Consider the following 12834-nt stretch of genomic DNA (forward strand, 5'->3'; position numbering starts at 1 on the left):
ACATGGCGGGGGCTCAGCCCCCGCCATGTGCTCGAAGCCCTAGATAAAACGGAAAAGATTAGTCCTTCGGTTGCCCCTTCCGGGCCCCTGATACAGGTCCGCCTGAACGCCCGATCGTAGCTGGAAGAGTCTCGTTGACTTTAAGGCTCGCTCTGCCGTGGAGCGAAGATTGGGTCCGCATCTAGAAGCGTGCCTTCGGCTTTGCGCCCATTTCAGTCATCCAGGCGCTTCTCTTCTTCGCTTCAAAGCGGACATTCAACAGCGAATCGCCATCATGCTCCGCCTTCCGCCTGCTCGACCGCGCCACGGAACTAGCGAGCCGGCATTCAGGCGCGTGAGGGCTAACTGCGAATGTAAGTCAGTGTTCGAAGACGCTCTTGAGATCCCTAAAACCCTTGATTTCGATGGGGTTACCGCTTGGGTCGAAGAAGAACATCGTGCGCTGCTCGCCGGGCTCCCCCGCGAAACGGATTACCGGTGGAATGTCAAAAGCAACGCTCTCCGCCTCAATGCGGGCGGCCAGTGCCTCCCAGGCGTCGAGCGGCAGCACCACGCCGAGATGGGGCATCATCACCATGTGGGTGCCGACCTTTCCGGTCCGGGTCGTCGCGAAGGGCTCACCCAGATGCAGCGAGATCTGATGGCCGAAGAATTCGAAATCCACCCAGGTCTCCGTGCTGCGCCCCTCCCGGCAGCCGAGCACACCGCCGTAGAAGCGGCGCGCCGCGTCGAGGTCGGTGACGTGGTAGGCGAGGTGGAATGGCGTGAGCATCGATAAGCCTTTTCGTTGTGTATTGACGGGGCCGTCGCGCCCTCAGGCGGCCGGTTCGAGAGTGCTCGCCGAGATGACGCCACCGATGAGGTTGCAGGACAGCAGGAAAGCGCTGTCGAGCTCTGCGCCGCCGGCCGGTACGAGGGCCGCCCGTCGCGCTGCAAGGGTATGTCTCGCCCCGCGGGCGAGGGACTGGGCCTCCTCGACGGTGACGGCTTCGAACACAATCGTTTCGCCCGGCCGCACCTGCGACAGGCGACCGAGATCGGCCGAGATCACCGTGGCGATCTTTGGATACCCTCCGGTGGTGTGGCGGTCGGCGAGCAGGATGAGGGGACGTCCGTGTCCGGGCACCTGGATCGAGCCGTTCACGATCCCGTCTGAGACTATGTTGAAGCCATCTGCATGGGCGATCGGCGGCCCGTCGAGGTGGCAGCCCATCCGGTCCGCCCGCGCGGTGAGCGTGTAGGGCACGGAAAGGAAGGTTCGCAGACCCTCTTCGGTGAAGCTGTCGGCCTGCGGCCCGAGAACAACCCGGATCGGACCGCCTAAACGTGGCCGGTGGAGCGGCGGCAGGGTCAGCGGTCGGTCGCTGGACTTGGGCGCGCCGAGGGGTAGCAGGTCTCCCGCAGCGAGAGGATTGCCGTCCAGGCCGCCTAGGCGCGTGCGGCTGTGCGTTGAGACGCTGGCGAGCATCGGCGCCACGGCGAAGCCCCCGGCGACCGCGAGGAAGGCCCGTAAGCCCTGCCGTGGGGCGCCCAGGATGAGCCGATCCCCCCGCCGTAGGTCGTGGGCGGTGAAGAGGTCGAGTATGCGCCCATTTAGGCTCATCCCGAAGGGCGCCCCGACGAGGGCGATGCGGCAAGATTCCGCCTCGCAGACGAGGGTGGGGCCGACCATCGCCATCTCGATCACGGCCGTGTCGAGCGGATTGCCGACAAGGGCGTTGGCCAGGGCCAGCAGATCGGGATCCATCGCCCCGGACCCGGAGATACCGTAGCGCAGGTAGCCCTGCCGACCGGCATCCTGCAGGGTCGAGGCGACACCAGGGGCAACGACGCGCAGACCTTCAGCCATCGATTCGCTCCAAGGTGGCGACGGTCTCACCGGCACGGGCGGCCTCGCTGAGAGAATCGAACTCGGCGCGGCCGATGGGGTCGAACCGGATCAGATCTCCGGCCTTGAACAGGAACGGCTCGGCACGCGCTGGATCGTAGGAGCGTGCGGGCGTGCGGCCGATGAGTTGCCAGCCGCTCGGCAGCTCCAGGGGCGGCGAGACGCCGGTCTGGTTCCCGCCAATGGATACACTGCCCGCCGGGGTCTTGGGTCGGGGATCGGTGCGCCGGCTCGCATGGATGCGGGGATCGAGGCCGCCGAGATAGGCGAAGCCGGGGGCGAAGCCGATCATGTAGACGCGGTAATTGCGGCCGGCATGGACGGCGACCACCTCCTCCGGGCTCAAGCCCGCCCCGGCCGCAAGCGAGGCGAGGTCGGCCCCGTGCTCGCCGCCATAGTGGACTGGTACCCGCCAGCGGCGGCCCGCGCCGGCCCCTGCTTCCGGGGGCGGCCAATGGGCGGCGATCAGCGCCGCGAGTTCGACCCGGGGCAACCGGTCAGGGTCGTAGAGGACGAGGAGCGAGCGATAGGTCGGCACCGTCTCCAAGAGGCCCGGTCGTCCAGCGCCGCGGATCGCCTCGTCCAGGGCGATGACCTGCGCGTTGACCGCAGGATCAACCGTCTTGCCAAGTTCGACCGTCAGGGCACGATCGCCGCAATCGAGGAGGCGATAGCCAGGCTCAGACACCAAGCACCTCAGCCATTGGACGCAGACCGATGCCCTTGGCGGAGCAATCCTCGCGCAGGCGGCGTCCCATGGCGACGGCGCCGGGCGTGTCGCCGTGAACGCAGATCGTGTCGATCCGCGTCGGGATGCGCCGGCCGGATAGGCTGGTGATCGCCCCATCCTCCAACATCCGTATCACGCGCTCCGAGACGGAGGCAGGATCGTGCAGCACGGCGCCGGGGAGCTTGCGCGAGACGAGGGAGCCATCATCCGCGTAGGCGCGGTCGGCGTAGATCTCGCGGGCGATCAGCAGGCCGAGCTTCTCGCCGGCCTTCTCGGTCTCCAGGCCCGGCATGACCACGAAGATCAGGTCGCGGTCGAGGGTGCGGATCGCCCGCGCCACCGCTACGGCGAGGTCGGCATCCTCGTTGGCCATGTTGCCCATCGCCCCGTGCGTCTTCACGTGGCGGACCGGGCAGCCGGCATCCTGGGCGAGCGCCAGGAGGGCGCCAACCTGGTAGAGAACCGCCTTCTCGATGTCGGCCGGGCGTTCGCCGTGGATCGGCCGCCGGCCGAAGCCCCAGAGGTCGAGGAAGCTTGGATGCGCGCCGGCCTGCACGCCGTTCGCGGCGGCGCCGCGCAGGGTCTCGTGCATCACCAGCGGGTCGCCCGCGTGGAAGCCGCAGGCGATGTTGGCCGAGGTCGCCACCGTCAGCATCTCGGCGTCGTCGCCGAGGTGATAGACGCCGAAGCCCTCGCCCATGTCGCAGTTCAGATCGACGATCATCGGTGCATCCTTTCGCGTGGGTTCTGTCTGCGGGGTCAGGCTTCTGCGACGAGGTGCGCCACCAAGGCCGCGGCGGCGCACAGATCCTCGATCCGCATCGCCTCGTGCGGGTTATGGCTGCCGTTCTGGTTGCGGATGAAGATCATCGTGCTTGGCACGCCCTGGCCGGCGAGGGTCGCGGTGTCGTGTCCCGCCCCGCTCGGCATGGTCCGGAACGGCATCCCGAGCCGGCGCGCATGGCCCGACAGGGCCTCGACCAACGCTGAGCTCATTCGGGCCGGCGTGCTGCCCGTGCGCTCGCCCAGGACGAAGCGCACGCCGCGGGCGGCCTCGATGGCGGCAACCAATTCGGCCAAGGCCGCCTCGATCCGGTCCAGAACGGCGGGCTCGGTGCTGCGCACGTCGAGGCAGAAGAGGACCTCGCCGGGGATCTTGGCGAAGGCGTGCTGGACCGGGTCAGTGCCGACCTCGCCCAGCGTGATCGTGGCCGGCCGCCCCTCCGCCTCCAGCGTGCCCCACAGGGCATCGAGGCCGGTGATCAGGTCGGCGAGGGCGAAGACGGCGTCGCTGCGCTCGGACCGCGCTACCGCGCCGGAATGGCCGTAGCGGCCGAAGCAGGCGGCCTTGCGGTAGCGGAAGCTGCCGCTGATCGCCGTGACGAAGCCTACCGGGACCCCGGTCGCCTCCAGCGCCGGACCCTGCTCGATATGCATTTCCACAAAACCGTGGATCCGCGTCGGGTCGAGCAGCCGCTCGCCCCGCGCTACAGCCTCCGGCCGCAGGCCGAGCTCAGCCATGTGCTCGCGCAGGCTCCGGCCGGAATCGGCGCGGGGCAGGTCGAGCACGTCGGGCGGCAGTAAGCCGAAGGCGGCGCGGCTGCCGACATAGGAGGCGGGGAACCACACGCTCTCTTCGGCTCGGAACACCGCCACCGTCACCGGGCGCGCCGGCACGAGGCCCGCCCGGCGCAGGGCTTCAAGGGCTGCGAGGCCACCAATCACCCCGGCCGCACCATCGAAGTTACCACCGTGCGGTACCGTATCCACATGCGAGCCGACCATCCAGGGTGACAATGCCGGGTCGCGTCCCACCATTGTCAGGAAGAGATTGCCGGCGGCATCGCATTCGGGCTTCAGACCCAGTGCGAGCCCGGTCGCTCGCATAAGGGCGTGGGCCCGCTCCTCCCCCTCGCCGTAGGCAGCCCGCGTGACCCCGGGCTCGTCGTGGCTAAAGGACAGGAGCTGCGCGAACAGTCCGGCGCAGAAGTCCGGGTCGATAGCGATCAAATCTGCGCCCGTTGCAGCCCCTAACCCGTTCATGCCGGAAACTCCGCGGACGGTTCACCCTGCCGCCGCCGGTTCCAGACCTCCGCGTTGACGAGGTTCGGTGGGCGGCGGCCGGCGAGCACGTCGACCACCTGCCCGGCGACCCGCTCGGCTGCACGGATCAGGGCCGCCTCGGTGGATGCCGCGACATGGGGGGTAAGGATCGCCCGCCGCTCCCCATGGAGCGGATGGTCGTGCGCCAGCGCGTCCCCCGACACCACGTCGAGCCCCGCGCCAGCAATGGTCCCAGCAGCGAGAGCTTTGGCCAGGGCGCCCTCATCCACCAGGGCGCCACGGGCGGTGTTGATCAAAAAAGCGCCAGCCTTCATGCGGGTCAACTCCCCCGAACCGATCAGCCCACGGGTCTGGGGCGTGAGCGGCAGGTGCAGGGAGACCACGTCAGCCCGGGCGAGGAGGTCCGGCAGGGAGACGGCGCGCTCGGCTCCTATGGCCTCGAAGTCAGAGTCGGGCCGTGTTGGGCCGTAGGCGAGCACTTCCATGCCGAGGGCCGCCGCCAGTCGGCCGGTCGCTTGCCCGATGGCACCGAACCCCACGAGACCGAGCGTCAGCCCGGCGAGTTCCACGAGGCGCGCCCCGTAGCGGAAATTGTGGTCGCCTTCCCGCATGGCCCGGTCGGCCTGCGGGATCGCCTTCGCCAGGGCGAAGATCAGGCCGATCGCATGCTCTGCGACGGACTGGGCATTGGCCCCCGGCGTGTTGACGACCGGAATTCCTACCCTCGTCGCCTCGGGGACGGCCACCGGGTCAGTCCCGGTGCCATGAACCCCGATCACCCTCAGCCGGGGCGCGGCCAGCACCGCCTCTGCGGGGAAGCCGCCGTTGCGCGTGATCACCGCGACACAGTCGGCCGCCTCGCGGGCGAGAGTCGCGGGGGCGAGGTCGGTGGCGATCCGGTGCTCAAGCCCCGCCGCCCGGAGACGGGCCAGCCCGGCTGCGTGGATCGGCTGAACGATGAGGCAGACGCCCGACGGTTCCGCGGAGGGGGAACTGGGGAAGGAAGGCTCAGTGGACACGTACGAGGCAGCCCTGCTCATAAATACCGCTTGAATGCCGGTGGTATACCTAAGAGTGTATCGCATCGCCCCGATACTGGCAACATGAAAATCAAATACAGATCAGCAGAGCACGGCAATGTTCTTGAGCGGTACAGCAAATATGTCGATATGTTCAAGTCATGTCACAGTATTGCAATCAAGATTGAAGCCATGACAACGGTTTAGGGTGAACGATGACGGAGATCGAAGTCGCCAAGACGCCGCTTTTGAAGATCAGGAAGCTGCACAAGAGCTACGGCGCCAACGAGGTCCTGAAGGGTATCTCCCTTGATATCCACGAGGGCGAAGTGGTGTCGATCATCGGCGCGAGCGGCTCGGGCAAGAGCACGTTCCTGCGGTGCCTGAACCTTATGGAGACGCCGACCTCTGGCTTCATGGATTTCGAGCGATTCGCCTTCGACTACGAGCTGGGCGCCCGTCGTCAGCCGACCCCGCAGCAGCTCTGCGAATTGCGGGCGCGGATCGGCATGGTCTTCCAGAGCTACAATCTCTGGCCGCACATGACCGTGCTGGAGAACGTCGTCGAGGCGCCGATCCGAGTGCGACGAATGCCGCGCCGGCAGGCGGTGGAGGAAGCTGAGGCGCTGCTCCAGCGCATCGGCCTCTACGAGAAGAGGCAAGCCTACCCGTCGAAGCTCTCGGGTGGGCAGCAGCAGCGCGTGGCGATCGTGCGCGCCCTGGCGATGGCACCCAAGGTGATGCTGTTCGACGAGGTGACCTCGGCCCTCGATCCTGAGCTGGTGGGCGAGGTGCTGGCGCTGATGGCCTCCCTCGCGGCGGATGGGATGACGATGCTGGTCGTCACCCACGAGATGGCCTTCGCCCGGGACGTCGGCACCCGCACTCTGTTCTTCGACGGTGGCGTGATCGCCGAGGACGGCCCGCCGAAGGAAGTCATCGGTGCCCCTCGGAGCGAGCGGTTGCGCCACTTCCTCCGGCGTGTGCTGCACGAGCCGACCGTCCTCGGGCACTCGGCGTGAGCAGCCGCATATCCAGCGGGGAGTTCGGACGGTGATGAGCGTCACGGCAATTCAGGACTGGTGGCTCAGCCTCTCGGAAGAGGTCGTCACCTACGGCCCCGGCTTTCTCTCGGCGACCATCGTCGTTCTCGGCGTCACGGTGGCGAGTATTCTTGTGAGCTGGGTCTGCGGCCTGCTCGGGGCGCTGGGCAAGCGCTCGTCCTTCGCTCCCTTCCAGGCCCTGGCGAGCTTCTACGTCTGGTTTATTCGGGGTACGCCGACCCTTGTCCAGGTGTTCATCGTCTATTTCGGCATGCCGCAGATCGGCGTGAAGCTGTCGCCGATCACCGCCGGGATCATCGCGCTGGGCGTCAGCAGCGGCGCCTACGTAGCCGAGACCATCCGTGCCGGCCTCGCGGCGATCCCCCGGGGTCAGATGGAATCGGCCTTGGCCTTGGGCATGAACCCGCGGATCATGATGGCGCGGATCGTAATGCCGCAGGTCTTCCGCATGATCCTGCCTTCGCTCACCAACGAGGCGATCTCGTCGGTCAAGAACACGTCGTTGCTCTCGACGATCACGGTGGTCGAGCTGACCCTCTACGCCCAGCTCATGATCGCCACCACGTTTCGCCCGTTCGATTTCTACATCGCGGCGGCGCTGATCTACCTCGGCCTCACGTCGATCCTGTCGCAGCTCTCCGCCTACTTCGAGCGGCGCTACGCCCGTCTGTCCTGAGCAGCGCCTGCCGCGGGTCGGGCCGCGGCTCACACCTCTCGCCCCGTCCCAACATCGGAGATTGCCATGAACCGCCGACACCTCCTCGCATTCGCCGCCCTCTGCACCAGCCTGCTGGCTGCTCCCGCGGTCCGCGGGGCCGAGGGCAAGCTGGAACTGATCGAGCCCGGCAAGCTGATCGTGGCGACCGACAGCACCTTCGCGCCCTTCAGCATGCGTACGCCGAGCGGCGAGCTCGACGGGCTGGAGGTCCGGGTGATGCGCGAGGTCTGCCGCAGGCTCGGGCTCGAATACAGCCCCGTGAACGTCAAGTTCGATGCCCTGCTGATCGGCCTGATGGCCGATCAGTACGACATCACCAGCGAGTCGATGGACATCACGCCCGCCCGGCAGAAACAGGTCGCCTTCGCGGACGGGTGGCTCGAATCCGGGGCGCGGATCGTCACCCGCAAGGATACGGGCATCAAGGGTCCGGACGATCTAAAGGGCCGGAATGTGGGCGCCCTCTCGGCCTCGACCTTCGGAAAGCTCGCCGAGGACCACGGCGCAACCTTGAAGAGCTACAAGACCGCCGCGGACGCCATGCAGGACCTCGTCGGTGGCAACATCGACGCGGTGATCAACGACGCGGTGGCCGGCAACTACGCGATCAAGGCCCGCAAGCTGCCGCTGGTGATGATCGAGACCCCGCTCAGCACCATCCAGAAGGGCTTTGCCATCAAGAAGGGGAAGCCGAACCTGCATGCGGCCGTCAACAAAGCCCTGGCCGAGATGGTCGCCGACGGCACCTATGCCAAGCTCATCACCCCGCTGATCGGCTATGACCCGGCGCCGAAGGAGCCGATCCGCACGAACGCCATGTGAAAGGCCGCGGCGACACGGCATACCGACGAGAAGACGGGGGCGGCCCGGCCGGCCGCTCCGGGAGGAACCAATGAAGACCCTTGACGCATCGTCGTACACGACGGCGCTCAACGCCCGGCGCGAACAGAGCCTGGGTCAGATGGCCTATGACAAGCTGCTCGACATGCTGGTGCGGCGCGACCTGCCGGCCGGGACCGTGCTGCACGAGCGTCGCCTCGCCGAGATGCTCGACATCTCGCGCACGCCGACCCGCGAGGCGATGTCGCGGCTGGAGACCGAGGGCCTGATCGAGCGGCAGCCCGGCGGGATGCTCGTCGTGAAGGAGTTCTCCCTGCGCGAGCTGATCGAGATCCTGCACGTCCGCCGTCTGCTGGAACGGGAGAGCGTCGTGCTCGCCGCGGGCCGGATCGCCGACGCCGTGCTGGAGGATTTGCAGGGACAGATCGAGGAGCTGCTGGCGGCGGGGGATCCGGATGCCCCGGGCAACTGGGAGGTCGACCGCCGTTTCCACGAACTGTTCGCCGATCACAGTCACAATGCGATCCTGGCCAAAACGATCAAGGATCTGCGGCTCAAGACGCAGATGTTCAACCTGAGCCGGATGCCCGAACGGTTCGAGGCAGTGCATCGCGAGCACTTGGCGGTGGTCGCCGCCCTGCGAGCCGGGGACACGGCGGCGGCCGCCGATGCCATCGCGGCTCATCTCGAAAACTTCAAGCTGGGCATCATTCGCCGCCTGAGCGAATTCTAAGGTTTGGCGGCGCGATGGATGAATTTGCGAACCTGCGCGGCTGTGAGGCGGCCTTCCCGGAGGCGGAGTTCGCCGCGCGGCAGATGGCGGCACGGGCTGCAATCGCCGCCGCCGGCCACGATGCCCTGGTGGTGACCGGTCCGGAGGCGATCTACTGGCTGACCGGCCGCCAGACGGCGGGCTACTTCGCCTTTCAGGCCCTCGTGCTGCCGGTGGAGGGAGAGCCGGCCTTGCTGGTGCGCCAGCTCGAATTGCCGGGGGCGGCGGCCAATACCTGGCTCGACGACATCCAGGCCTATCCGGACGGGACCGACCCGGCCGACGCCCTGGCCGCTCTCGTGCGTCGCCGGGGCTTCGCCCGGCTGGCGCTGGAGCGGGACGGCTGGTTCGTCTCGCCTGCCCTGGCGGCGCGGATCGGCATGGCGCTCGGCATCGACCCGGTTCCGGACGGGTCGGGCCTCCTTGGCCCCCTGCGGACAGTGAAGTCAGCGGTCGAGCTGAAGGCGATCCGGGCCGCCGCCCGTTACGCGCAGGCCGGGCTCGCGGCCGGCATCGCCGCCTGCACAGTAGGCAACGACGAGAATGCGGTCGCTGCCGCCATGCTCGCTGCCGCCACGACGGCCGGGTCCGAGGCGATGGCGATGGAGCCCCTGATCTCGTCGGGCCCCCGTAGCGGGCTGCCACACATGACGTGGCGCCGGCGCCGGCTGGAAGCGGGCGACGCGGTGTTCCTTGAACTTGCAGGCAGCCATGCCCGCTATCATGCGGCAATGATGCGCAGCGTCTGGATCGGCGAGCCGCCGTCCGAGGCGCGGCGGATGATGGATTGCGCGCTGCGAGCCCTCGACGCGGCCCTCGACGCAATACGACCGGGCCGGCCCTGCTCCGTCCCTCACGAGGCCGCCCAAGCCATCATCGACGCGGCGGGCTACGGCCCAGCCTTCCGCAAGCGCATCGGCTACTCGATGGGTATCGCCTTCGCGCCTGACTGGGGCGAGGGTGGTCTGCTCAGCCTCTTCACCGGCGTCGACCGGCCGATCGAGCCAGGCATGGTCTTTCACCTGCCAGCGACCTTGCGCAGCTATGGCGCCTGGACCGTCGGCGCATCCGAGACCGTCATTGTCACCGAGCATGGGGCCGAACCCCTCTCGGACCTGCCCCGCGCCCTGACGCTGCGGTGAGGTCGCCAGAGACCTGTTAGGTCGAAAGGGGCTCGTCCGTTTTTCCGGCGCCTCTAGTCCAGAACTGTGATTCTGCTTACGGCGAGACCCGGTCGACCGCTCCCGACTCACTGCAGTCAAATGCGTTCTTGCGGCACAAGCCGTGATGGCGGCGCGATCGAACTTCGGAGTAATCAGACTGCGCCTTGACCACGAACGGATTAAGAGGTGTCTCGGTCGACCTGCACACGTGGCCGATCGGTGAGCGCCAACGCGGTCGCTGCGAGCATGATTCCCATACCCGATGCCTCCGCCCATCCGAAGGGCTCGTGCGCGTAGATAACGCCGATCGCAACCGCGATCACCGGGCTGACGAAGGCATACAGGCCGGCGCGGAAGGCGCCCCAGTCCCGCACCAGCCAGAGAAAGATCGAGAAGCCGGTGAGCGAGCCGCCAATGACCATCACGCCGAGGCAGAATAGCACCCGCCCATCCCACAGGGCGGCGAAGCGGCCTGGGTCGTAGCCCTCTATAAGCAACGACACGGGCACGAGCCCGATCGCGCCGATGATCGTCTCCCAGAAAGCGAGAACCAGCGGCGGCATCAACTGCGTCAAGGGCCGGCTGATCACGGAGCCCCAGGCGTAGCAGACCGTGCCGAGTGCCACCGAAGCGAGAGCGAGCACCATCGTGGCGCCATCTTGCGCGGCTTCAGCGCGGCCGGAGAACAGGAGCACGAGCCCGCTGATACCAAGTACGATCGCGCCGACCCGACGCGCGCTGAGGCGCTCTTGGCCGTAGAGGAAACCGATGAATGCGAGGAAGATCGGCATCAGCGACAGATTGACGATCGCCGATAGGCCGCTGGGGGCGTGAGCGACACCCCAGAACACGAAGCTATAGCAGCCCGTCGTGATGAGGAGCGAAGCGCCGACGATCCGGCCAAACCCCCGGATGCGCAGTGGTAGGCGCCGTACGCGTACGATGATGAGGAACAGGACGCCGGAGAGAAGGAAGCGTGCCGTGGCGAGGAAGATCGGCGGGACGGCCTGCGTGGCGATCTTCGTCGGCAACCACGTCACTCCCCAGATCAGCGCCATGACGCCGAAAGCTACGAGGCGGCTCACGCCGGATCGCTTCCGACACTCATGCGGCACTCATCGCCAGCCGCTCATGACAAGCAGCTGTCCAAGCCCGGGAAACGTGGAGCGACGACGGATTGCGCTGTGAAGCGCGATCAGAAGCCGTCGCGGGATGTAGGTGCCCATGGCGCTCGCCTACTGCTCAGGCCTCCCTGTACCAGTCGGGTAGGAACGACAGGTCGTTGTCCCAACCGCTTTGCAAGGCAGCGAGTCGTGCGCCCACCGCCGATACCTTCGCTCGGTGGATCAGTGGCAGCACATTCTCCGAGACCGCGAGGTCGTTGCACTTGATCAGAAGCGCTGCCCGCTTGACCGGGTCGAGCTCGCTCTGAGCGGCGTTGTAGGCCGCGTCGTAGGTGTCGTTGCGCCAGCGCACGACGTTGCGGCCCTGCCACTTGTTCTCCTTGGTGGCGATCTCCCACGAGACGTACTGGAGCAGCCAGATCGCCGGATCCGCCTGGGTCATGTTGTTCGTGTACATCTCCATGTCTGCGTAGAAATGCGGGTAGGTGTCGGGGTTGGCCGGGTCGGAGGAGAAGAACACCGAGCCGGTGACCGATTTCAGCTCGATCTCGATGCCGGCCTTGGCCGCCGCCTGCTTGATGATCGCCTGGGTCCTCTGGCGCGGGGCGTTGATCGAGGTCTGGAACAGCAGCTTCAGGCGCTTGCCGTCCTTGACCCGCACGCCGTCCGAGCCCCTCGCCCAGCCGGCCTCGTCGAGGAGCGCGTTGGCCTTGGCCAAGTCGAAGGCGAAGCTGGTGTTCTTGGAGACGAAGCGCTCCGGGCCGTTGACCGTGTTGGCGGTGGGTTTGCCGGTGCGGCCGTAAATGTACGTCTCGATCGACTTACGGTCGACCAGCAGGTTCATCGCCTGGCAGACCTTCGGGTCGGAGAAGGCGGGGTGCTTGGTTTTGAGCGAGGACCGTTCACCGTCGACCTCGACGTTCGGGTCGGTGGTGTTGAGCAGCAGGAACTCGAGATTGCCGCCGTAGACGACGTCGACCCGGCCCTTGCCGCCGGTCTCCAGGCGCTTGAGCACCTCGTCCTCGACTTGAAGGTTCCAGGCGTAATCGTACTCGCCGGTCTGGAGCACCGCGCGCGCCGCCGAGACCGCGTCGCCGCCGCCCTTCATCTCGAGGGTGTCGAAATAGGGGCGGTTGGGCAGGTGGTAGTTCGAGTTGCGCTCGCCCCGGACGATGTCGCCGGGCCGGAACTCGAGGAACCGGTACGGCCCGGTGCCCACGGGGGCGAGGTTCTGCGGCGCATCCCGGGATCTGGCGCCGGTATAGGCGGCGAACAGGTGCTTGGGGATCACCATGCCGACGATGCCCACGAAGGCATCGCACCAGTACGGCGTCGGCTTGTCGAACAGGACCCGGACGCTGAGGTCGTCGATCTTCTCGACGGTGCAATCCTTGTAGGAGCCGATCGTCACCGCCGCGGTGGCGGGGTCGCGGGCATAGGCCCAGGTGAACA

At 67.2% G+C, this 12834-nt stretch carries 13 protein-coding genes; 5 read left to right on the top strand and 8 right to left on the bottom strand.

Annotated elements, in window-relative coordinates; all coding sequences use genetic code 11:
• Positions 1 to 358 precede the first annotated feature (358 nt).
• Genes MKL09_RS06505 through MKL09_RS06530 form a run of 6 tightly spaced genes read right to left on the bottom strand, consistent with a single transcriptional unit; the run spans position 359 to position 5701 of the window.
• Positions 359 to 772: a VOC family protein gene (locus MKL09_RS06505; protein ID WP_244019011.1), complete on the bottom strand. Its 414-nt coding sequence runs from the start codon at positions 770 to 772 to the stop codon at positions 359 to 361.
• Between the two features lie 42 nt (positions 773 to 814).
• Complete coding sequence (locus MKL09_RS06510) at positions 815 to 1849, bottom strand: biotin-dependent carboxyltransferase family protein (RefSeq protein ID WP_244019012.1); 1035 nt, start codon at positions 1847 to 1849, stop codon at positions 815 to 817.
• Complete coding sequence (gene pxpB, locus MKL09_RS06515; RefSeq protein ID WP_244019013.1) at positions 1842 to 2576, bottom strand: 5-oxoprolinase subunit PxpB; 735 nt, start codon at positions 2574 to 2576, stop codon at positions 1842 to 1844. The genes MKL09_RS06510 and pxpB overlap by 8 nt, the downstream gene beginning before the upstream one ends.
• Positions 2569 to 3342: a LamB/YcsF family protein gene (locus tag MKL09_RS06520; RefSeq protein WP_244019015.1), complete on the bottom strand. Its 774-nt coding sequence runs from the start codon at positions 3340 to 3342 to the stop codon at positions 2569 to 2571. Before MKL09_RS06520 ends, pxpB begins: the two co-directional genes overlap by 8 nt.
• A gap of 35 nt (positions 3343 to 3377) precedes the next feature.
• Positions 3378 to 4661: a Zn-dependent hydrolase gene (locus tag MKL09_RS06525; protein WP_409566904.1), complete on the bottom strand. Its 1284-nt coding sequence runs from the start codon at positions 4659 to 4661 to the stop codon at positions 3378 to 3380.
• Complete coding sequence (locus MKL09_RS06530; RefSeq protein ID WP_409566905.1) at positions 4658 to 5701, bottom strand: hydroxyacid dehydrogenase; 1044 nt, start codon at positions 5699 to 5701, stop codon at positions 4658 to 4660. Before MKL09_RS06530 ends, MKL09_RS06525 begins: the two co-directional genes overlap by 4 nt.
• A gap of 215 nt (positions 5702 to 5916) precedes the next feature.
• On the opposite strand from MKL09_RS06530, the gene MKL09_RS06535 reads away from it, so the two are divergent.
• The 5 genes from MKL09_RS06535 to MKL09_RS06555 all read left to right on the top strand — a co-directional run bounded on the left by MKL09_RS06535 (position 5917) and on the right by MKL09_RS06555 (position 10237).
• On the top strand, positions 5917 to 6723 hold the full coding sequence (locus MKL09_RS06535) for an amino acid ABC transporter ATP-binding protein (protein WP_244019020.1): 807 nt from the start codon (positions 5917 to 5919) through the stop codon (positions 6721 to 6723).
• A 34-nt stretch (positions 6724 to 6757) separates the two neighbouring features.
• Positions 6758 to 7441, top strand: coding sequence for an amino acid ABC transporter permease (locus MKL09_RS06540; RefSeq protein WP_244019021.1), 684 nt, complete (start codon positions 6758 to 6760; stop codon positions 7439 to 7441).
• A gap of 66 nt (positions 7442 to 7507) precedes the next feature.
• A complete protein-coding gene (locus MKL09_RS06545) occupies positions 7508 to 8305 on the top strand; it encodes a transporter substrate-binding domain-containing protein (RefSeq protein ID WP_244019022.1) in 798 nt (265 codons plus the stop codon).
• A gap of 70 nt (positions 8306 to 8375) precedes the next feature.
• Complete coding sequence (locus MKL09_RS06550; RefSeq protein ID WP_244019023.1) at positions 8376 to 9056, top strand: GntR family transcriptional regulator; 681 nt, start codon at positions 8376 to 8378, stop codon at positions 9054 to 9056.
• Between the two features lie 14 nt (positions 9057 to 9070).
• Positions 9071 to 10237: a M24 family metallopeptidase gene (locus tag MKL09_RS06555; protein ID WP_244019024.1), complete on the top strand. Its 1167-nt coding sequence runs from the start codon at positions 9071 to 9073 to the stop codon at positions 10235 to 10237.
• A 200-nt stretch (positions 10238 to 10437) separates the two neighbouring features.
• On the opposite strand, the gene MKL09_RS06560 is transcribed toward MKL09_RS06555, so the two are convergent.
• Positions 10438 to 11343 (bottom strand): DMT family transporter, encoded by a 906-nt coding sequence (locus MKL09_RS06560; RefSeq protein WP_244019026.1) that lies wholly within the window; start codon positions 11341 to 11343, stop codon positions 10438 to 10440.
• A 157-nt stretch (positions 11344 to 11500) separates the two neighbouring features.
• A partial coding sequence (locus MKL09_RS06565; RefSeq protein WP_244019027.1) for a peptide ABC transporter substrate-binding protein occupies positions 11501 to 12834 on the bottom strand: 1334 nt, incomplete at its 5' end.

The sequence above is a fragment of the Methylobacterium sp. J-048 genome, from assembly GCF_022829515.1.
Lineage (GTDB): Bacteria > Pseudomonadota > Alphaproteobacteria > Rhizobiales > Beijerinckiaceae > Methylobacterium.